This is a genomic window from Vibrio sp. 10N.261.51.F12, assembly GCF_041471725.1.
GTDB lineage: Bacteria > Pseudomonadota > Gammaproteobacteria > Enterobacterales > Vibrionaceae > Vibrio.
In genome coordinates this window covers 35,748-57,343 of sequence record NZ_JBFROV010000046.1, presented here as the reverse complement: position 1 = coordinate 57,343, position 21,596 = coordinate 35,748, and the positions used below count along the sequence as shown (strand labels likewise).

The following is a 21,596-nucleotide window of genomic DNA, read 5'->3' as shown; positions in this document are numbered from 1 at the left end:
ATATTAGAAAATGAGATAAAGAAGAGCAAAAACAGGAAAGGCAGCCGTGAGGCTGTCGACGCGATCCAGTACACCACCATGGCCAGGGATAATATTACTGCTGTCCTTTATTTGAGAAACGCGTTTGAACATGCTCTCAACAAGATCTCCAAGAACAGAAATCACCACTGTTACTAACGTAATAATAGTCATGCTAGTAAAACTGGCAAACTGAATATCAAAAATGACCGATGTCGCCCACGCAACAAGGAGAGCAGTGGCTACGCCACCAAATAAGCCTTCAATGGTCTTATTCGGGCTCACATTAGGGGCCATTTTGCGCTTACCAAAGCTCTTTCCAGCAAAATACGCACCGCTATCTGCTGCCCAAACAATGAGACAAACAAACAACACCAATTTGGCACCGTGATATGGGTCTTGGTGGTAACCTTGCGCTCGGAGTATAACGATACTCCAAAGAAACGGCAGTAAGGTAAGTAGGCCAAATAGATGCCTCAGAACATTAGAATGCTGCCAGTATGAGCCAGATTTAGGGTATGTCATTGCCAAACCACTCGCAATTAACCACCAGCCCGTTCCTATGCCTAGGATAGCAATATGGATAAGTCCTACTTGATTAAGCGCACCCACATCATATGGAACAACAAACAAGGACAGTGCCGTCACCAAGACTGGCGGAATCATCGCAACGAGTCGTGAGTGATTAAGTGTGAATTGCGTCCACTCCCAGGCACCAATCATTGTGATAGCGGTCACTGCGAGCAAAAACCACATCAGTGGTAAAGAAAATATACCCCAAACCACCAACGGAGCGAGGATTAGAGCTGTAATAATTCGTTGTTTCAAACTAGATCGTCCTTAATTGGCTTCCATTAACGCTTTGACTTGTTCTCCGGTACAACCAAAACGCCTTTCGCGATTCACGAACCAAGTAATCGCTTCCACTAAGCTATCTTCATTAAACTCTGGCCAAAATTCTTCGGTAAAATACATCTCTGCGTACGCCATTTGCCAAAGCATAAAGTTACTGATTCGGCATTCTCCACTGGTGCGAATCAGGAGATCCACATCCGGGAGGTCAGACATAGTCACATGCGTTGAGATCATGTCTTCGGTGATATCTGCAGCCTTCAACTCACCGTGCTCTATCTGAACCGCAACCTTCTTGAACGCCTCAGTGATATCCCACTTGCCGCCGTAATTCGCTGCGACATTGATCACTGTTCCGGTATTATTTTCAGTCAGCGTTTCTGCATCGGCAATCTTACGTTGCAATCGTTCATTGAAGCGGCTTGTGTCGCCAATAATGCGAAGTCGCAGGTTGTTCTTATGCAGTTTTTTGATCTCACTTGATAAAACCGTAATGAACAGCTCCATCAACAAACCAACTTCTTCTTCAGGTCGACGCCAATTCTCACTACTAAACGCAAAAAGAGTCACGGCTTTAATTTCTAGCTTTGCCGCTGCTGAAATCGTTTTTCGAACCGCAGAAACCCCCTTTTTGTGTCCAAAGACGCGTGGTTTCCCCTTGGATTTAGCCCAGCGACCGTTACCATCCATAATGATAGCAATGTGTTGAGGAAGGGAGTCATTGAAGAGTTCTGAGTTTAGCATAAAAGAGTTTAGTAATAATTTGGGAAGGTAGAGTAGCATAAAAAAACGCTGTGCTGTCAGCACAGCGTTTTTCTGAGAGTTAAGTGGTTAAGGATTAAACTTCCATTAACTCTTTTTCTTTTGCTGCAAGTATGTCATCGACATTTTTCACAGCAATATCAGTCAATTTTTGAATCTCGTCTTGTCCTTTGCGATCTTCATCTTCTGAGATATCTTTGTCTTTCAACAACGCCTTAAGATCGCCATTTGCATCACGACGAATGTTGCGAATCGCTACACGACCGCCTTCAGCTTCACCACGAACAATCTTAACAAGGTCTTTACGACGCTCTTCTGTTAGCGGTGGTAGTGGTACACGAATAACCGTGCCCGCTGACATTGGGTTCAAACCTAAGTCTGACATCAAGATCGCTTTCTCTACTTTTTGCGTCAGTTCTTTATCAAAAACTGTGATCGCAAGTGTACGAGCGTCTTCAGCAATAACGTTAGCGACTTGGTTAAGAGGAGTCGGCGCACCGTAATACTCAACAGAAAGGCCTTGAAGTAGGCTTGGGTGTGCACGACCTGTACGAATTTTTGACAGGTTGTTTTTCAGTGCTTCAACACTTTTTTCCATACGCTCTTGAGCGTCTTGTTTGATTTCGTTAATCACAGTATCACCTTAATAATGTGCACCTAAATGCGAGTACGCATTTAGGTTATTTCGCTCGATAAATCCTAACGACAAAGTTTACTATTATTCTGCATCACTGATAAGTGTGCCTTCTGCTTCACCCATCACAACTCGACGAAGTGCACCAGGTTTGTTCATGTTGAACACACGAATAGGCATTTTATGATCGCGAGCCAGAGTAAACGCAGCTAAGTCCATAACCTTAAGCTCTTTATCGAGAACAGTATTGTACGCAAGCTTATCATATAATTCTGCATCTGGGTTAGCGACAGGGTCAGCACTGTATACGCCATCCACTTTCGTTGCTTTTAGAACCACATCCGCTTCAATCTCGATACCACGTAGGCACGCAGCTGAGTCCGTCGTAAAGAATGGATTACCTGTCCCTGCTGAGAAAATTACCACGCGACCTTGACGCAATTCACGAATCGCGTCAGCCCAGTTGTAATCATCACATACACCCTTAAGAGGAATGGCAGACATCACTCGTGCGTTTACATAAGCACGGTGCAGAGCATCACGCAGTGCTAGGCCATTCATCACAGTGGCCAACATACCCATATGATCACCAACAACACGATTCATCCCTGCGGCTGCAAGACCAGCACCGCGGAAAAGATTGCCACCACCAATGACGACACCGACCTGAACACCCAGTTCTACCAGTTCTTTCACTTCTTGAGCCATACGCTCCAAGATAGATGGGTCGATACCAAAGCCTTCTTCGCCTTGCAGCGCTTCACCACTAAGTTTTAACAGAATACGTTGATACGCTGGTTTTGGGTTCGTTGTCATGGAGTTCACCTTCCAAAGAGAGTTGTTGATTAACGGTCATGGATTAAGACTCCAATGTCACTGTGATTCAGCGCCTTGGATTGAAATCCTAATTCATGATGGTTAAAAAATACCATCTAGCTTACTCGCAAAAAGACCGCAGCCTTGGCTACGGTCTTCATATCAACGAGACAAAAAAGGATTAACCTTTTTGTACCGCTGCTACTTCATCAGCAAAGCTCATTTCTGCCGCTTTTTCGATGCCTTCGCCAACTTCTAAACGAACGAAGTTAGTTACTGTAGCGCCTTTTTCTTTCAAGATTTCGCCAACAGTTTTCTTAGGTTCCATGATGAAAGCCTGACCTGTTAGAGAGATTTCGCCCGTGAATTTCTTCATACGGCCGATAACCATTTTCTCAGCGATTTCTTGTGGTTTGCCTTCGTTCATTGCGATTTCAACTTGAACCGCTTTTTCTTTAGCAACTACGTCTGCAGGTACGTCAGAAGGGTTTACGAATTCAGGCTTAGACGCTGCAACGTGCATTGCAATGTGCTTGATTGTTTCTGCGTCAGCTTCACCAGCAACAACAACACCGATACGCTCACCGTGACGGTAAGAACCAACGTTTGCACCTTCGATGAACTCAACACGACGGATGCTGATGTTCTCACCGATTTTAGTTACTAGAGCGATACGTGCATCTTCAAATTTAGCTTGAAGAGCAGCAACATCTAGCTTTTCAGCTAGTGCAGCATCAGCAACTTCGTTAGCAAACGCAAGGAAGCTTGCATCTTTTGCTACGAAGTCAGTTTGACAGTTCACTTCAAGAAGAGCGGCAACGCCAGCGTCTTCTTTAATGATGATTGTGCCTTCAGCAGCAACGTTGCCTGCTTTTTTAGCTGCTTTAGCCGCACCACTTTTACGCATGTTTTCAATTGCTAATTCAATATCAGCATTTGCTTCAACAAGCGCTTTTTTACATTCCATCATGCCAGCGGCTGTGCGCTCGCGAAGTTCTTTTACAAGAGCAGCAGTTACAGTTGCCATTCTAAAATCCTCAGTTGATTCCAAACCAGGTAAAAATCAGGGGCTCTCATTGGGCCCCTGATTGCTAACTATAACTCAGTTTATATGAAGACTCGATGTCGCCCAAAACTAAGTATAAATTATAGTTGCTATTATTCAGCTTCTTCTACGAAACCGTCTTTTTCAGCAGCAGCAGCAACAACAACATCTTTGTTACGACCTTCTTTAACCGAGTCTGCAGCAGCATTTAGGTAAAGCTGTACCGCACGGATTGCATCGTCATTACCAGGAATGATGAAGTCAATGCCATCTGGGTTAGAGTTAGTATCAACTACAGCGTAAACTGGGATACCTAGGTTGTTTGCTTCTTTAACAGCAATGTGCTCGTGATCAGCATCGATTACGAATAGAGCGTCAGGAAGACCACCCATGTTCTTGATACCACCAAGAGACTTCTCTAGCTTCTCCATTTCGCGAGTACGCATTAGAGCTTCTTTCTTAGTGATTTTCTCGAAAGTACCGTCTTGAGCTTGCGCTTCGTATTCTTTCAGGCGTTTAATAGACTGACGAACTGTTTTGTAGTTCGTAAGCATGCCACCCAACCAACGGTTGTTCACGTAGTACTGGTTGCTGTTGATTGCAGCTTCTTTAACAGCTTCAGATGCAGCGCGCTTAGTACCAACAAAAAGAACTTTACCTTTCTTCTCACCGATTTTCGCTAGCTCAGCTAGTGCATCGTTGAACATAGGTACCGTTTTTTCTAGGTTGATGATATGAACTTTGTTACGAGCACCAAAGATGAATGGCTTCATTTTTGGGTTCCAGTAACGAGTTTGGTGACCGAAGTGAACACCAGCTTTAAGCATATCGCGCATTGATACAGTTGCCATTTTAAAATCCTCTATGGGGTTAGGCCTCCACACTTCCCATGAATCCGACTTGGTATGAATGATTACTCAAGCACCCCGGAACATGTGACGAAATGTGTGTGATTTAAATTAAAGTATGTTTAGGATCTCGAGCCAGTTCGCCACAAGGAAGAAACAGACTCTAGATTCTGGCGCGCTTTATACCATATTTCATGGTCTCAATACCAGAAAAATCACAACAAACGCACAAAATAAAACCACTTTTTCTCGACGAGATTTGCTTAGTCGGACTAGAGTTACCAAGACTATAATTCAAGAAACGAGTTTTATTCTTGTTGCGCTTAATCTTGTCGTTGTTAGAATAACGCGTCAAATTAGAGAGTAGAGAACACAAATGTCTATCAAAATCAAAACTGAAGCTGAAATCGAAAGAATGCGCATCGCAGGAAAACTTGCGGCCGAGCTTTTAGAACTGATCGAACCCCATGTTAAAGAGGGTGTGACCACCGAGGAGCTTGATAGAATTTGTGCTGAACACACTCGAGAAAATGGCGCTTACTCGGCACCACTCGACTATCACGGCTACCCTAAATCCATCTGTACCTCTATTAATCATATTGTTTGTCATGGCATCCCTGCCGACAAAGACACGATGGGAACAACAGGTAAAACCAAACCAGCCGTATTGAAAAGTGGCGATATCGTCAACGTCGATGTCACCGTCATCATTCCAAATGACGAGAATGCCTCCCTAGACACTCGCCCTGAAGGCTACCATGGTGATACATCGAAAATGTTTTTGATCGGCGACGTAGCACCAGCCGATAAGCGATTATGCATGGTCGCACAAGAAGCACTGTATATCGGCATGAAAACCGTCAAACCAGGTTCGACCGTCGGTGCCATTGGTACTGAAATAGAGAAGTACATAAAAACAAACAACAAGAATAACCCACGCGCTAAATTTTCTATTGTGAAAGATTTTTGTGGGCACGGTATCGGCTCCGAGTTTCATGAAGAGCCACAAGTGGTTCATTATAAAAATGCCGACCGTCGTGTTCTTAAAGAAGGGATGGTGTTTACCATCGAGCCAATGATCAACGCGGGGAAATTTGGTTGTAGCATTGATGCAGATGACGACTGGACGGTCTACACCGGCGATGGCAAAAATTCTGCGCAATGGGAACATACGATTGTTGTGACGAAAACAGGTTGTGAAGTCCTCACATTACGCAGTGAAGAAACGATTCCTCGCCACATGAACAACGTATAATCACTCGCTAAACACGCTTTTTAAAAATATCCTCACAACGTGAGGATATTTTTTTATCCCCGCCATTTTGGTATAACCGTAGTTAGTCTTTTCTTTTGCTTGCACGGATTGCTTCTCTATGACTTTTCAAACGCCCACAACTCTAAGTGATGAACAGCTTACAGTGGTTGAACTCAAATCGCAGCTCGACACATTCTCTGATCATCAAAAGCATGAATTTTTGAACCACCACCCGATTACGGATCTCATCCTCGGTCGTTCAGACTACATTGACCAACTATTGAGCCGTCTTTGGAAACGGACTGGCTTAAACAATCAAACCAACCTCGCCTTAGTCGCGGTCGGTGGATATGGCCGAGGGGAGCTTCATCCCCTGTCGGATATTGATATTCTTTTTGTTTCTCGTCATAAGCTCACCCCCGCGTTAGAAACCATTGTCAGCGAATTCATTACGCTTTTATGGGATCTGCGCTTAGAGGTGGGACATGCGGTTCGAACGATCCAGGAGTGTGTCGATATCGGGCAATCTGACCTTACCGTTGCAACAAATTTGCAAGAGGCGCGGTATTTATGCGGCAGCGAAGATACCTTTACTCAACTTAAAAAGGTTGTCGACTCTGATGCATTTTGGACCTCTGAAGATTTTTATCGCGCAAAAATTGCTGAACAAAAAGCTCGCCATGCCAAATACCATGACACAACCTATAACCTCGAACCAGACATCAAGTCGACGCCAGGTGGACTGCGTGATATTCACACCCTCAGTTGGGTGGCTCGTCGACATTTTGGTGCCACCTCTCTGTATGAGATGAGTCGCTTTGGCTTTCTAACCGATGCGGAATATCGTGAGTTGGTTGAATGCCAGAATTTCTTGTGGCGGGTGCGTTTCGCTCTGCACATTGAATTAAGACGCTACGACAACCGACTCACGTTTGGTCATCAAGCACAAGTCGCCGATAGCCTTGGTTTTGTTGGTGAAGGTAATGTCGCTGTCGAAATGATGATGAAAGAATTTTACCGAACCTTACGTCGAGTGGCAGAGCTGAACAAAATGCTGCTTAAATTGTTCGATCAGGCCATCATAAACAAAGGACAGATCGTTACCGCCGAGATCTTGGATGATGACTTTCAACGCCGCGGTCAACTCATTGAAGCGAGAAAACCGGCGCTATTCCAGGCTCGTCCGGAAACGATATTGGACATGTTCATTCACATTGCCAACGATTCCAGTATTGAGGGGGTGAGCCCCGCGACACTAAGGCAGCTTCGCACCGCTCGACGCAGGCTCAATAAGTTTTTACATGAAATCCCAGCCGCACGCGATAAGTTTATGGATCTTGTCCGGCACCCCAACGCCTTGCATCGCGCTTTTCGACTCATGCATAAGCTCGGTGTTCTGGCAGCGTATCTGCCACAGTGGAGCCAAATCGTAGGTCAAATGCAGTTCGACCTATTTCACGTCTACACCGTAGACGAGCATAGCATTCGGTTACTGAATCATATTCACACCTTCAGTCAGGAAGAGAATCACTCCAAACACCCTATTTGTTGTGAAGTCTACCCTCGCATGCAAAAGAAAGAGCTGTTAATTCTCGCGGCCATTTTTCATGATATAGGCAAAGGCCGAGGGGGGGATCATTCTGAAATTGGCGCTGTGGAAGCGTATGATTTCTGTATTGAGCATGGTCTATCCAAACCAGAGGCTCAATTGGTCTCTTGGCTGGTTCAGAGCCACTTATTAATGTCAGTGACAGCGCAGCGCCGCGATATTTACGATCCCGACGTCATCATTGAATTCGCAAAAAAAGTGCATGACGAAGAACACCTTGAATACCTCGTTTGTTTAACGGTTGCCGATATCTGTGCGACTAACCCTGAGCTCTGGAATAGCTGGAAACGCACCCTGCTTGCCGAACTCTTCCATTCAACACAACGAGTCCTGCGACGAGGCTTAGAAACCCCTGTCGACGTTAGAGACCGCATTCGCCACAATCAACAACTCGCATCTGCATTGTTACGCAAACAAGGCTTTTCTGCGCGAGAGATTGAAGTGCTGTGGCAACGCTTTAAAGCCGACTACTTCCTACGGCATACACACAAACAAATTGCCTGGCATTGTGAGCATATACTCAAATCAGATGACCCCGCAAAACCGCTGGTATTGATGAGTAAGAAAGCCACTCGCGGCGGCACAGAAGTATTTGTCTACAGCAAAGATCAACCCGCATTATTTGCAAACGTGGTCGCCGAACTCGATAGACGTAACTTCAACGTCCATGATGCACAAATCATGACAAGCAAAGATGGCTTTGTGCTCGACACGTTCATGGTGCTCGATCAGCACAGTAAAAAAATTGATACTACCCGACATGCTGCGGTGATAAAACACCTGATGCGTGTATTGGAAAGCGGGAAACCAAGCACCATTAAAGCGCGCCGAGCACCTCGAAATCTGAAGCATTTTAATGTCAAAACAAAGGTGGATTTCCTACCGACAAAAAGCAAGAAACGCACCTTAATGGAGTTGGTCGCACTTGATGCGCCGGGTTTATTGGCCAAAGTCGGTGCAACCTTTGCCTTGTGTGATATAAGCCTTCACGCCGCAAAAATCACCACTATAGGGGAGCGAGCAGAAGATTTGTTTATCCTAACAAGCTCAACAGGTGGCCGTCTTTCAGAAGAAGAAGAGGAAATTCTCAAACAGAAGCTACATGACACCATCTCAGAACAATTAACCAGTTAACCCCATCAACTCGACGTAAATGGTTAGTAGTAAACTGTACGCCTAGCCATTTACGCCTTCAGTGAACAACGAATAAGCGATCTTCGCCACATTTATTCTTAATCGCCCACGTTATCAACTATCTACCTCACAAATTGACTATCTACCTCACGAATTGACTGCTACATTTGTAACAAGAACACACAATGAAAGAGGTAAACTATGTACCCAAACCTCACAAGTTTAGGCATTCATGATCCTAAACAAATTGAGCGTTACTCAATTCGACAAGAAGCGCACAAGGATGTGTTGAAAATCTATTTTCGTAAGCAAAAAGGGGAATTGTTTGCGAAGAGTGTTAAGTTCAAATACCCAAGGCAAGTAAAAAACGTTCGGGTAAATAGTAGTAGCCAAGGCTACAAAGAAATCACAGAGATTAATCGAAACTTAACCTTGGTCATTGATGAATTAAACACCATCACCAAGCCCGTCGAGATTGGCGAAGTAGATGTTAAGCAAAAAATTCTATCCGACCTTCGTCACTTGGAAAAAGTCGTCTCCGGTAAAATTGCCGAGATTGAAGCGGATCTAGAGAAGCTTAAATAGCGTTCTTCTACAAAAAAATGCTCCCAGTTGGGAGCATTTTTATTTTTAAAGCATGTGGATGACTATCATCGACTAAGGCGTGTAATAAGTTGCGGCACCAGGACCAACTGGTAAGCCGAATACAAATACCCAAAGATAGAACAACACACTCCAACCCACTAAGAAGCACAGTGAATACGGCAACATTGTCGCGATCAAAGTACCAATTCCTAGGTTCTTCATATAACGTGTTGCAACAGCAAGGATAAGACCAAAGTAGCTCATCATTGGTGTAATGATGTTGGTGGTTGAATCACCAATACGGTATGCCGCTTGAATCGTCTCAGGTGCGTAGCCTACAAGCATTAACATTGGAACAAAAATAGGTGCTGTCACCGCCCACTGTGCCGACGCAGAACCAATCATAAGGTTAATGAAACCACACATCAGGATGAACGCAAAAAACAGTGCAGGTCCAGTCAAGCCAATCGTTTGTAGAAAGTCTGCACCACCCACAGCGAATACTTGACCGAAGTTAGTCCACTTAAAGAAAGCCACAAACTGCGCAGCAAAGAAAACCAACACAATGTACATGCCCATTGAAGACATCGACTTCGACATGGCATTAATCACATCACGATCGTTGTTCATCGTACCGGTCACTTTGCCGTAGACAAAACCAGGAATCGCGAAGAACACAAATATAAACGCAACAATACTCTTCAAGAAAGGTGAACCCGCCACTTCTCCGGTTGCAGAGCGAAGTACGCCATTTGCTGGAACAATCGTAGACGCGATCACCGCACTCACTAGTAGCACAGCAATACCGGCCATTTTTAGGCCTTTCTTTTCGATATCTGTCAGCTTACCCATACGGTCATTTGACAGGTCTTCCGCCGCTTCTTCGTCATTGTATTTACCAAGTTTTGGCTCAACAATTTTCTCCGTCACGAACGCACCCGTGATTGAGATAAAGAAGGTAGAGACAAACATAAAGTACCAGTTTGACTCAGGACCCACCGAATAAGTAGGGTCAATCATTTGCGCCGCTGTTTCAGTAATGCCTGAAAGCAGCGGATCAACCGTACCGATTAACAAGTTTGCAGAATACCCACCAGATACACCAGCAAAGGCGGCGGCAAGACCGGCGAGAGGGTGACGTCCTAAAGAGTGAAACAGCATGGCTGCTAACGGGATAAGAACGACGTAACCAAGCTCAGAAGCCGTATTAGAAATAATACCAGCGAAGACGACCGTAACCGTAACCATACGCTGAGAAGCACCCATAACGAGGCCACGCATTGCTGCCGACAACATACCTGAGTGTTCAGCGATCGCCACACCAAGCATAGCAACAAGTACCGTACCTAACGGTGCAAAACCAGTAAAGTTAGTGACAAGGTTTGTCACTATCAGTTGCAAGCCTTCTGCGTTAAACAGGCTTACTACTTTAATCATGCCATCAGCGGCACGACCCGCCGCGCCTTCTGGGCGAGGATCCACAACCGCAACATCGAAGTAACCGGCAATACCGGACATCACTAAAATGGCGACACAGAATATAGCAAAGAGTGTAATTGGGTGAGGTAATAGGTTCCCCAAGTATTCAACGCCGTCTAAAAAACGGGTAAATATAGGCTTTTTCGGTTTGTTGTGTTTCATTGCAGCAGATGAACTCATCTGTCCCCTCCTTTTATTATATTGTCCTGGCGTGTGACATTCGTTAGCGTCAATTTCTAACAGTCATACAAAACGCTGCGGCAGAGTACGTTAGGATAGTTTCAAATTAAAGCCGAATGTGTTGCAAGATATTAATAAAGCGCGGTTTTTGAGCTATTTTTAGCTTAAATTACAACGTTTAATATTGACAAAGCCAATCAACAGCGCTAACACATCAATCAGGCGCATAGCAGGAGAGACAATACTTGTATTGTTTTCCGCTATTTGAAATGATCCCTATTATTTAACAATTAGATTGGTACCCATCATGGCCTTTACTATTGAGCCTATTGGAACGGTTATCTCCCCCTATAAAGAAAAGTTTGCGGTACCACGGCAACCTCGCCTAGTACCAGCGGCAACAGCAACCATTGAGCTATCAGGTTCAGCCAACTGTGCCGAAGCGATTAAGGGGATCGAGCAGTTTACTCATTTATGGATCGTGTTCTTATTCGACCAAAACATCGACGCGGGTTGGAAGCCGACAGTGCGACCACCTCGCCTTGGTGGTAACGAACGAATGGGGGTTCTTGCGACGCGCTCAACTTTTCGGCCCAATAGCATTGGGATGTCAGCGGTTGAATTAAAAAGCGTGGAACAAAGAGGTGCGCAGACATTGATTCACCTAGGCAGTGTCGATCTCGTCGATGGCACACCAATTATTGATATCAAGCCCTACATCCCCTATTCCGACTCTATTCCACATGCTCAAGGGGGATACGCTTCAGAGGAGCCTGAACTCATCGATGTTCAATTTACTCCAGGCGCTGACTCTTTCCTGAGTCAGAACAAGGATGGGGATCATAAACGGCAAGTGATTTCACAAGTGCTCGCACAAGATCCAAGGCCCGCATACCGAAAAGGCAAAGCCGATCACAAAGAGTACGGAGTCAAACTGTATGACTGGAACGTCAAATTCAAAATAATGGACGAATCCGTATTGGTAACAACGATTGAACCTTTGTAGAACAGCAATACGCTGATATCATAGTCGGCTTAACTCGATTTGAGCTCAGGCTTGAATCTCTTATTATCATGATGAAACGGATACCATAGAATGCGTACCAGTAACTACCTTCTTTCCACTCTGAAAGAGACTCCAAACGACGCAGAAGTTATCAGCCACCAGCTGATGCTACGTGCAGGTATGATTCGTAAGCTAGCTTCAGGTCTATATACTTGGCTACCTACTGGTCTACGTGTGCTGCGTAAAGTCGAAAACATCGTTCGTCAAGAAATCGATAATGCCAATGCAGTCGAGATCTTAATGCCCGTTGTTCAGCCGTTTGAGCTGTGGGAAGAAACCGGTCGCTCTGAAACCATGGGCCCAGAACTACTTCGCTTTACTGACCGTCATGCTCGTCCGTTTGTTCTAAGTCCGACAGCAGAAGAAGTGGTCACTAGCCTTGTGCGTAACGAGATCAGTTCGTATAAACAGCTTCCTTTGAATCTGTATCAAATCCAAACCAAATTCCGTGACGAAAGACGCCCTCGTTTTGGTGTGATGCGTGCGCGTGAGTTCTCAATGATGGATGCTTACAGCTTTGATATCAACAAAGATGGCTTACAAAAGTCTTACGAGGCGATGCACGACGCTTACTGTAAAGCATTTGACCGTATGGGACTAAACTACCGTCCAGTTCTAGCGGATACAGGCGCAATTGGCGGCAAAAACTCTCACGAATTCCACGTACTAGCTGAAAGTGGTGAAGATCTTATCGCCTTTTCTTCTGAGTCCGATTACGCGGCAAATATCGAAAAAGCAGAAGCGCTTGCGCCAACGGCTGAACTTGCCACGCCAACTCAAGAAATGACGCTGGTTGATACACCCAACGCAAAAACCATCGCTGAGCTGGTAGAGCAGCACGGACTCGCGATCGAGAAAACCGTTAAAACATTATTTGTTAAAGCGTCTGACCACATTGATGCGGACATCATTGCATTGATCATTCGTGGCGATCACGAACTCAACGAAATCAAAGCAGAAAACCTAACTCAAGTGGCATCACCACTGGAGATGGCAACGGAAGAAGAAATTCGTGCTCTTGTCGGCGCAGGTCCAGGTTCACTAGGCCCTGTAGGTCTAGAGCTACCATTCATTGTAGATCGCAGCGTTGCAGTAATGAGTGACTTTGGTGCGGGCGCAAACGTAGATGGTAAACACTACTTCGGTATTAACTGGGGTCGTGACGTTGAGCTTGCACAAGTTGAAGACCTACGTAACGTAGTAGAAGGTGACTTAAGCCCATGTGGTCAAGGTACACTGCAACTCAAACGTGGTATCGAAGTCGGCCATATCTTCCAACTAGGCACTAACTACTCAGAAAAAATGAACTGTAATGTGCTTGGTCCTGATGGTAAGAGTGTAACGCTAGAAATGGGATGTTACGGCATTGGTGTATCACGTGTTGTTGCCTCTGCCATCGAGCAAAACCATGATAAGTTCGGCATCATTTGGCCTGAAGCGCTAGCACCATTCCAGGTTGCGATTGTTCCGATGAACATGCACAAATCTGAGCGTGTCAAAGAAGCCGCTGAAAAGCTTTATGCAGAATTGACGGCGATGGGTATCGAAGTACTATTCGATGATCGTAAAGAACGTCCAGGTGTGATGTTTAAAGATATCGAACTAGTTGGCATTCCGCACACTGTAGTAATTGGCGATCGCAGCATGGACGAAGGCAACTTCGAATATAAGAACCGTCGCAACGGTGAAAAAGCGCCAATCGCTATCACTGACATCGTAGAGCACATCAAAGCACAGTTAGCTTAACGATTAACTAACTTCGCTATTGATATTAATACGATCCAGTTGAGTCTTAACGATCGAAAAGGCAGCCAATCGGCTGCCTTTTTCTTTACGTGGCCAATAAGGATCCCCAGTTCATTCGTCGATTCACCTAATATCCACTAAAAAAAGCGAACCCTCTTCATCTTCTGTTCAGCTTCACTCCTTTACCATCAGGACTATTCAACTGGCAACCGCGTTCAATGGCAATAACTCACCACTTGCCTACATGAGTTCCTCTACCACATTTTGGAGAATACGATGGATTTGAAATCACTACTTAATCAAGCACTCAAGTCAGATGTCGTTAGCAGCGCGACTCAAAAAGCCTCACAATCATCGTCTAACATCAGCTCAGCGCTCGGTGACAAAAAAACCCTAGGAGCCTTGGGTGCAGGCGCCGTAGGCGGTGGTTTATTAGGCATGTTAATGGGTTCGAAGAAAACAAAAAAAATGGGTAAAACCGCACTCGGCGTCGGCAGTGCTGCGGCACTTGGTGCGCTTGCATTCAAAATCTATAACGATTGGGATAAAAAGAACACACCAGACGCACAAGGTGCGACCATCGATGAATTTGCCAATACCAATCATGAAGAAATCGTTCTCAAAGCCATGATTGGGGCAGCAAAAGCTGACGGGCATATCGACGATGCTGAAATGAGTAAAATCGATCAAGCCCTTCAACAAATGCATGCCGACGCTCATGTTCAGGCATTGGTCCAAGCTGAAATCGCTAAACCGCTGGATCCGCATTATATTGCCCAGCTTTCACGCTCGCCTGAACAAGCAGCAGAAATTTACCTTGCAAGTCTACTCGTCGTGGATGAACAAAACTTTATGGAAAAAGCCTACCTGCAGGAATTAGCGAAACAGCTGCAGCTTCCGTCAGAGTTCGTCGTCAAACTCGAAGAGCAGGTGTCTTAAGCTAACCAATCCGTTGATTCACAACGCTACTTTAAGCACCATACGACATTAAACACCATACGACGTTAAGCACCATACGACGTTAAACACCATGCTATTTAAGCACTGAGGCGATTAGCCCTTTCCATGAAAAACACGCACAAAAAAGCCGCTGATAACACAGCGGCTTTTTTGTGCGTATCAATCAACGAATCACGACCCGTCAACCGTACTAAAAACTATTACTCTTCGTCTTCTTGCTCTGCGCTAGCTTGACGAGCGGCTGCTTTTACCGCTTTTAAGGCTTCTTTCGCGTGCTCTTTCGCTTCTTTCTCTTTACGAGCATCAGCTTTACGAACGTTGCGTTCCGCTTGGCTTGCAATAAAGCCTTGGAGCTCTTTCTCAGCCCATGCTTGTGCTAGCTCTTCGCTTTCAAAACCCATTTCACGCTTAGATACTACTGTTCTACGAGAGGTTACTTGGCGAGTAATTTCTGCAGACCAACCGTTGCGCTTTTCCGTAAGACGGATAGCAAATTTTTTATTTTCAGACATTTAGATGATTCCTAAGGGTTTTGTTAAGGGATGTTCCAACATAATTATCGTTACTTTGTCAGCCATCCCTAAGCCAGCGCGGTATTAGAACACAATTAGCTCAATTACGCTCCACTATTTTTCGTAACAGCGTCGGTTTTTTATCGTGTTAAGTCATGAATAATTGCCATAAAACGACTGATAATAAAAAAGGTCGTCAGCACTCTTGCTGACGACCTTTCAATTTACTCTGTCGTTGACTATCGATTAACCGATATTCTTACGCGCGTTTTGGAACATACGCATCCAAGCACCGTTTTCGCCCCAAGTTTCTGGAGCCCAAGAGTTAGCAACCGTACGGAATACACGCTCTGGGTGAGGCATCATTATCGTGACACGACCATCCGTTGTCGTTAGACCGGTGATAGCGTTTGGCGAACCATTCGGGTTATTCGGGTATTGCTGCGTCGGGTTACCGTTGTTATCAACGTAACGTAGCGCCACTGTACCTGAATTTTCAATCGCGTTTAGGTGCTCGTTATCACGCACTTCTACGCGGCCTTCACCGTGAGAAACAGCGATAGGCATACGAGACCCTTCCATACCGTTGAAGAATACAGAATCAGACTTCTGAACTTCTACTAGGCTGAAACGAGCTTCAAAGCGCTCAGATTCGTTACGCACGAAACGAGGCCAGTATTCTGCGCCCGGAATCAATTCACGCAAGTTAGACAACATCTGACAACCGTTACACACGCCTAGAGAGAACGTATCTTCACGCTTGAAGAAGTTTTCAAATTGGTCACGCGTAGCGTCGTTAAACAGAACTGACTTAGCCCAACCTTCACCCGCACCTAGTACGTCACCGTAAGAGAAGCCACCACAAGCCACAAGGCCGTTGTACTCTTCTAGAACCGCTTGACCCGTTAGGATATCGCTCATGTGGATATCGGTGGCTTCAAAGCCTGCGCGGTCAAATGCCGCGGCCATTTCAACGTGAGAGTTAACACCTTGCTCACGCAAAATTGCCATCTTAGGTTTCACACCTGTCGCAATATATGGCGCTGCGATATCTTCATTAACATCGTAGCTCAAGCTAACGTTTAGACCTGGGTCTGAGTTATCTTTCTTCGCTTCATGCTCTTGGTCTGCACACGCAGAGTTATCACGAAGTGATTGCATTTTATGCGTGGTCTCAGCCCAGATTGTGCGTAGTTCAGTACGGTTACGTTCAATCACTACCGATTCACCAGACTTAATCACGAGCGCATCAGAAGCTTCAACAGAACCGATTACGTGTGAACACGTTTCTAGACCATTTGCAGCAAGCGTAGCAAGTACGGCGTCTAGGTCATCGTTACGAACTTGGATGACAGCACCCAACTCTTCGTTAAACAATGCGGCTAATGCGTCTTCACCTAATGTTTCAATATTAGCATTAACACCACAGTGACCTGCGAATGCCATTTCAGCTAGCGTTACGAATAAACCACCATCGCCTTTATCGTGGTAAGCGACAACTTGGTCGTTAGCAACTAGCGCCTGAACACCTTCGTAGAAACCTTTTAGCTGCGCTGCGTTGTCTACGTCTGCTGGCTTATCACCAAGCTGCTTGTAAACCTGTGCAAGTGCTGTTGCACCCATACGGTTTTTGCCGTTACCTAAGTCGATAAGTACTAGGCTTGAATCACCTTTGTCGGTACGAAGCTGCGGCGTGATTGTCTTACGAACATCTTCAACACGGGCAAATGCAGTGATAACAAGAGACAGCGGAGACGTGACTTCTTTTTGCTCGCCATTATCTTCCCACTTGGTCTTCATCGACATTGAGTCTTTACCAACTGGAATCGTTAAGCCAAGTGCAGGACAAAGCTCTTCACCAACGGCTTTCACCGCTTCGTAAAGACCAGCATCTTCACCTGGGTGACCCGCTGGAGACATCCAGTTCGCTGACAGTTTAATGTGTTTGATATCGCCGATGTTCGTCGCTGCGATGTTAGTGATTGCTTCACCAACCGCTAGACGAGCCGATGCACCGAAGTCTAGTAGTGCCACTGGTGTACGCTCACCAAGAGACATCGCCTCACCGTGGTAAGAGTCGTAACTAGCTGCAGTTACCGCGCAGTTAGCAACAGGAACCTGCCATGGGCCAACCATTTGGTCACGAGCAACAAGGCCAGTTACCGAGCGGTCACCGATGGTGATAAGGAATGTTTTTTCGGCAACGGTTGGCAAGCGAAGAACACGGTCAACCGCTTCATTCATTTCGATACCAGAACGATCAATCGCTGGGTTATTTGCTTTTAGCGTTTTCGCATCACGGTGCATCTTAGGCGTTTTACCTAATAGGATGTCCATTGGCATATCAATTGGCGTGTTGTCGAAGTGTGAATCTTCAAGTTTAAGCTCACGCTCTTCCGTTGCTTTACCAACGACTGCGTATGGTGCACGCTCACGCTTACAAATGGCATCGAACGTTGCCATGTCTTTATCAGCAACCGCCATTACGTAACGCTCTTGAGATTCGTTACACCAGATCTCAAGTGGGCTCATGCCCGGCTCATCGTTTGGCACGTCACGTAGGTTGAAAATACCGCCACGCTCACCATCGTCTACCAGCTCAGGAAGTGCATTCGAGATACCGCCCGCGCCTACATCGTGGATGAATGCGATTGGGTTGGCATCACCTAGCTGCCAACAACGGTCAATAACTTCTTGGCAACGACGTTCCATCTCTGGGTTTTCACGTTGTACAGAAGCAAAGTCTAGATCTTCAGAAGAAGAACCAGAGTCCATTGAAGATGCCGCACCGCCACCAAGGCCGATATTCATCGCTGGACCGCCAAGCACGATTAGGCTTGCACCGACTGGGATCTCTTTCTTTTGAACATGATCATCACGGATGTTACCTAGACCACCAGCAAGCATGATTGGCTTGTGGTAACCACGAACTTCTTCACCGTTATGAGAGTTAACTTTTTCTTCGTAAGTACGGAAGTAACCGAGTAGATTAGGACGACCAAATTCGTTGTTGAATGCCGCGCCACCTAGTGGGCCTTCTAGCATAATATCCAACGCCGTTACGATACGGCTTGGCTTACCAAAATCCGTTTCCCAAGGCTGAACGAAGTTCGGGATCTTAAGGTTAGATACAGAGAACGCCACTAAACCTGCTTTTGGCTTACCACCAATACCGGTTGCGCCTTCATCACGGATTTCACCGCCTGAACCTGTTGATGCACCTGGCCACGGAGAGATTGCCGTTGGGTGGTTGTGCGTTTCTACTTTCATCAAGATGTGAGTCTTTTCTTGATGATAGTTATATTGACGTGTTTTTGGATCAGGGAAGAAACGTCCAACGGTTGAACCACTCATGACAGCGGCGTTATCTTTATAAGCAGACAACACATGCTCTGGTGTTACTTCGAACGTGTTCTTAATCATCTTAAACAATGATTTTTCTTGCTTAACGCCATCGATAGTCCAATCAGCGTTAAAGATCTTGTGACGACAGTGCTCTGAGTTCGCTTGTGCAAACATCATAAGCTCGATGTCAGTCGGGTTACGACCTAGCTTTTCAGTGAAGCTTTCAAGAAGGTAATCAATTTCATCTTCTGCGAGTGCAAGACCCAGCGTGATGTTCGCTTCTTCGAGGGCTTTACGGCCACCGTTCAATAAGTCAACCTCAGCATAAGGAGCAGGTTCTGCTACCGTGAAGAGCGCCGACACTGAATCGAAGTCAGAAAAAACAACTTCCATCATGCGGTCATGAAGAATCGCTTTTAACTCAACTAATTGAAGCTTAGTTAGCTCAGTAGAAGACTCAACATAAAAAGCGGTACCACGCTCTAAGCGTGAGACTTTATTAAGACCACAGTTATGCGCAATGTCTGTCGATTTAGACGACCATGGCGAGATAGTACCCGGACGAGGCGTGACAAGTAACAATGTGCCCGTTGGTTCGTGCTCTTCGATTGTTGGTCCGTAAGTCAGTAGCTTTTCCAACTTTTCAATTTCAGACGCGTCTAGGTCTGACGTTAGATCGGCAAAGTGAGCAAACTCAGCATAAATACCCGTTACAGGTAGGCTTAGTTCACGACAAAGATCGACTAGCTTGTTAACACGAAACTCAGAAAGAGCTGGGGAGCCACGCAAAATTCTCATGTGCTTAGGTCTCTTATGCAATTGATTTGAGGTGATATTGGAATAAATTCAATTGGTTACATCATAAAAATGAACGTATGCCAATTTCTCCTACCCTGATTCGGGCGTATTATAGTGTATTTTTTTTTGTGACGTAACCACTAACGCAAACGTTTTCGTCATTTTTTTTCGAAAGACAAAAAACCGTCGTTCAATGTCGATAAAGTGATAGTAAACGAGAGTTTCTATGATGTTGCTTTGCCAGAAGTTCTAGCTTTGGTATAAAGGCAACATAGTTCTTGTGAGATAAATGAATTAATGCGAAATATTTCTGATATACGTTGGCTAAAGCTTGCCTCCTTGTTGACCTTATCTTTAGGGCTCTTTGGATGCCAGATTGATTCTGATCCTAAAAGTGAGCTAGAAGGCATCAAAGAGCGTGGTGTGCTTCGAGTCGGCACGCTTAACAATCAGCTTTCTTATTATATCGGCCCCGATGGCCCGACAGGGCTCGATTATGAGCTCGCACGTCAGTTTGCTGATGAATTAGGCGTAAAACTGGAAATGAAACCCGCTTATCGTTTAGCGAGCCTCTTCCCTGCCCTAGAGAAAGGGGAGATTGATATTATTTCCGCAGGGCTAAGCCAGTCTCCTCAACGAATTAAGCAATTTAGAGCAGGTCCAGCGTATTATTACGTCAGCCAACAAGTAGTCTATAAAAAGGGCCAATGGCGCCCAAGAAACCTAGAACAGCTTTTAGCAAATCAGGCGGAATTAGTCGAAAAAGCCGAGGGGGAGGACATCTTTGCTGTCGTACAAGACTCTCACTTTGAGCGGACGTTGGATAACGTTGCGGAAAATAACCCTGAATTTCACTACAAAGTCGATGCCAATGCCGATGTCAACGATCTGCTCAAGCAAGTCTCTGAAGGCGAGCTACTGTTCACCATGGCAGATTCGGTCGAACTCTCTCTTTCGCAACGAATCTACCCAGATTTAGCCCTTGCTTTTGAAATGACCGAGGACCAACCGATATCTTGGTATATGCGTAAATCGGATGATGAGAGTTTATACGCATTACTTATCGAGTTTTTTGGCAACCTCAAACAAAGCGGTGACCTCGCCAACCTAGAAGAGAAATACATCGGTCATATCGGTACATTCGATTACGTCGACACGCGCGCCTTTATTCGAGCTCTCGACAGTAAACTACCGAAATGGTCACCATTGTTTAAACAGTACTCTCAAGAGTTCGACTGGCGCCTAATTGCTGCTCTAGCCTATCAAGAGTCACATTGGAACCCCGTAGCCAAATCTCCAACTGGGGTGCGTGGGATGATGATGCTGACCCTACCAACGGCTAAAATTGTCAATGTGACTAACCGCCTTGACCCTGAGCAGTCTGTTCGTGGTGGCGTACAGTACCTGCGCTATATCGTCGGCCGAGTCCCCGATTCCATTCCCGAACACGAAAAAATATGGTTTGCGCTTGCCTCATACAACCTTGGGTTTGGTCATATGATGGATGCTCGACGACTAACTAAGCGCCAAGGTGGTAACCCTGACGCTTGGGCTGATGTTAAAGATCGCCTGCCTCTATTGCGCCAAAAGAAATACTACAGTCAAACTCGATATGGTTATGCTCGTGGAGATGAGGCTCAAAACTATGTCGAAAACATTCGCCGCTACTATCAAAGTATTATTGGCCACGTTGACAAGAAAATTGCCGCCGAGGCCGCACTGGATAATAGCACTGAGGGGATAGAGGTCATTACCCCCATAGAACCGGTATCTGGCGCTGAGGGTTCAATCTCTCATTCGGTCAGCAGTGCTGTTGCATCATCGCCTGAAAATAAAACTACCTCGTCAAGTGAAGCCAGCGCGTCAGGTGACACTCAATAAGAATGGCTTTGTGCCGATAAAATAATCCTGCTGAGATAGCAGACATCCAAGGGTAAAAACGCGTCGAAAGT

The 21,596-nt window shown here is 45.6% G+C and carries 16 protein-coding genes; 7 read left to right on the top strand and 9 right to left on the bottom strand.

From position 1 onward, the window contains the following. Positions 1-3: 3 nt before the first annotated feature. The 6 genes from AB4405_RS21965 to rpsB form a co-directional block, all read right to left on the bottom strand. A complete protein-coding gene (locus tag AB4405_RS21965; RefSeq protein WP_372062831.1) occupies positions 4-846 on the bottom strand; it encodes a phosphatidate cytidylyltransferase in 843 nt (280 codons plus the stop codon). 12 nt (positions 847-858) lie between these two features. Next, on the bottom strand, positions 859-1,614 hold the full coding sequence (locus AB4405_RS21960) for an isoprenyl transferase (protein WP_372062830.1): 756 nt from the start codon (positions 1,612-1,614) through the stop codon (positions 859-861). 94 nt (positions 1,615-1,708) lie between these two features. Beyond that, positions 1,709-2,266, bottom strand: a complete 558-nt coding sequence (gene frr / locus AB4405_RS21955) for a ribosome recycling factor (protein WP_102469653.1) — start codon at positions 2,264-2,266, stop codon at positions 1,709-1,711. 84 nt (positions 2,267-2,350) lie between these two features. After that, positions 2,351-3,082, bottom strand: a complete 732-nt coding sequence (gene pyrH / locus AB4405_RS21950; protein ID WP_102469652.1) for a UMP kinase — start codon at positions 3,080-3,082, stop codon at positions 2,351-2,353. Positions 3,083-3,263: 181 nt separating this feature from the next. Continuing rightward, complete coding sequence (gene tsf / locus AB4405_RS21945) at positions 3,264-4,109, bottom strand: translation elongation factor Ts (protein WP_102469651.1); 846 nt, start codon at positions 4,107-4,109, stop codon at positions 3,264-3,266. 131 nt (positions 4,110-4,240) lie between these two features. Then, a complete protein-coding gene (rpsB, locus tag AB4405_RS21940) occupies positions 4,241-4,978 on the bottom strand; it encodes a 30S ribosomal protein S2 (protein WP_102469650.1) in 738 nt (245 codons plus the stop codon). A gap of 373 nt (positions 4,979-5,351) precedes the next feature. Between rpsB and map the strand changes: the two genes are divergently transcribed. The 3 genes from map to AB4405_RS21925 all read left to right on the top strand — a co-directional run bounded on the left by map (position 5,352) and on the right by AB4405_RS21925 (position 9,558). Next, complete coding sequence (gene map, locus AB4405_RS21935) at positions 5,352-6,230, top strand: type I methionyl aminopeptidase (protein WP_102469649.1); 879 nt, start codon at positions 5,352-5,354, stop codon at positions 6,228-6,230. 118 nt (positions 6,231-6,348) lie between these two features. Continuing rightward, positions 6,349-8,973, top strand: a complete 2,625-nt coding sequence (glnD, locus tag AB4405_RS21930) for a bifunctional uridylyltransferase/uridylyl-removing protein GlnD (protein ID WP_372062829.1) — start codon at positions 6,349-6,351, stop codon at positions 8,971-8,973. A gap of 201 nt (positions 8,974-9,174) precedes the next feature. Beyond that, positions 9,175-9,558, top strand: a complete 384-nt coding sequence (locus AB4405_RS21925) for a DUF3461 family protein (protein ID WP_372062828.1) — start codon at positions 9,175-9,177, stop codon at positions 9,556-9,558. A 72-nt stretch (positions 9,559-9,630) separates the two neighbouring features. On the opposite strand, the gene AB4405_RS21920 is transcribed toward AB4405_RS21925, so the two are convergent. Then, on the bottom strand, positions 9,631-11,217 hold the full coding sequence (locus AB4405_RS21920; protein ID WP_372062827.1) for an AbgT family transporter: 1,587 nt from the start codon (positions 11,215-11,217) through the stop codon (positions 9,631-9,633). Between the two features lie 307 nt (positions 11,218-11,524). On the opposite strand from AB4405_RS21920, the gene tsaA reads away from it, so the two are divergent. From tsaA to AB4405_RS21905, 3 genes are all read left to right on the top strand, one after another. After that, a complete protein-coding gene (gene tsaA / locus AB4405_RS21915) occupies positions 11,525-12,223 on the top strand; it encodes a tRNA (N6-threonylcarbamoyladenosine(37)-N6)-methyltransferase TrmO (protein WP_372062826.1) in 699 nt (232 codons plus the stop codon). A gap of 90 nt (positions 12,224-12,313) precedes the next feature. Further along, entirely contained in the window at positions 12,314-14,029 is a 1,716-nt protein-coding gene (locus AB4405_RS21910; protein WP_372062825.1) for a proline--tRNA ligase, read from the top strand. Between the two features lie 276 nt (positions 14,030-14,305). Then, positions 14,306-14,968: a tellurite resistance TerB family protein gene (locus AB4405_RS21905; RefSeq protein WP_372062824.1), complete on the top strand. Its 663-nt coding sequence runs from the start codon at positions 14,306-14,308 to the stop codon at positions 14,966-14,968. A gap of 221 nt (positions 14,969-15,189) precedes the next feature. Here the strand turns inward: AB4405_RS21905 and AB4405_RS21900 are convergent, their stop codons facing one another. Further along, on the bottom strand, positions 15,190-15,501 hold the full coding sequence (locus tag AB4405_RS21900) for a DUF3622 domain-containing protein (RefSeq protein WP_102469642.1): 312 nt from the start codon (positions 15,499-15,501) through the stop codon (positions 15,190-15,192). 246 nt (positions 15,502-15,747) lie between these two features. Continuing rightward, positions 15,748-19,644, bottom strand: coding sequence for a phosphoribosylformylglycinamidine synthase (gene purL / locus AB4405_RS21895; protein WP_372062823.1), 3,897 nt, complete (start codon positions 19,642-19,644; stop codon positions 15,748-15,750). A 297-nt stretch (positions 19,645-19,941) separates the two neighbouring features. On the opposite strand from purL, the gene mltF reads away from it, so the two are divergent. Further along, positions 19,942-21,525: a membrane-bound lytic murein transglycosylase MltF gene (mltF, locus tag AB4405_RS21890; RefSeq protein ID WP_372062822.1), complete on the top strand. Its 1,584-nt coding sequence runs from the start codon at positions 19,942-19,944 to the stop codon at positions 21,523-21,525. Positions 21,526-21,596 lie beyond the last annotated feature (71 nt).

Coding starts and splice junctions, on each gene's coding strand:
- map (WP_102469649.1), top strand. CDS start 5,352: ATGTCTATCAAAATCAAAACTGAAGCTGAAATCGAAAGAATGCGCATC.
- tsf (WP_102469651.1), bottom strand. CDS start 4,109: ATGGCAACTGTAACTGCTGCTCTTGTAAAAGAACTTCGCGAGCGCACA.
- rpsB (WP_102469650.1), bottom strand. CDS start 4,978: ATGGCAACTGTATCAATGCGCGATATGCTTAAAGCTGGTGTTCACTTC.
- AB4405_RS21900 (WP_102469642.1), bottom strand. CDS start 15,501: ATGTCTGAAAATAAAAAATTTGCTATCCGTCTTACGGAAAAGCGCAAC.
- tsaA (WP_372062826.1), top strand. CDS start 11,525: ATGGCCTTTACTATTGAGCCTATTGGAACGGTTATCTCCCCCTATAAA.
- pyrH (WP_102469652.1), bottom strand. CDS start 3,082: ATGACAACGAACCCAAAACCAGCGTATCAACGTATTCTGTTAAAACTT.
- AB4405_RS21920 (WP_372062827.1), bottom strand. CDS start 11,217: ATGAGTTCATCTGCTGCAATGAAACACAACAAACCGAAAAAGCCTATA.
- AB4405_RS21905 (WP_372062824.1), top strand. CDS start 14,306: ATGGATTTGAAATCACTACTTAATCAAGCACTCAAGTCAGATGTCGTT.
- glnD (WP_372062829.1), top strand. CDS start 6,349: ATGACTTTTCAAACGCCCACAACTCTAAGTGATGAACAGCTTACAGTG.
- mltF (WP_372062822.1), top strand. CDS start 19,942: ATGCGAAATATTTCTGATATACGTTGGCTAAAGCTTGCCTCCTTGTTG.
- AB4405_RS21960 (WP_372062830.1), bottom strand. CDS start 1,614: ATGCTAAACTCAGAACTCTTCAATGACTCCCTTCCTCAACACATTGCT.
- AB4405_RS21910 (WP_372062825.1), top strand. CDS start 12,314: ATGCGTACCAGTAACTACCTTCTTTCCACTCTGAAAGAGACTCCAAAC.
- AB4405_RS21925 (WP_372062828.1), top strand. CDS start 9,175: ATGTACCCAAACCTCACAAGTTTAGGCATTCATGATCCTAAACAAATT.
- purL (WP_372062823.1), bottom strand. CDS start 19,644: ATGAGAATTTTGCGTGGCTCCCCAGCTCTTTCTGAGTTTCGTGTTAAC.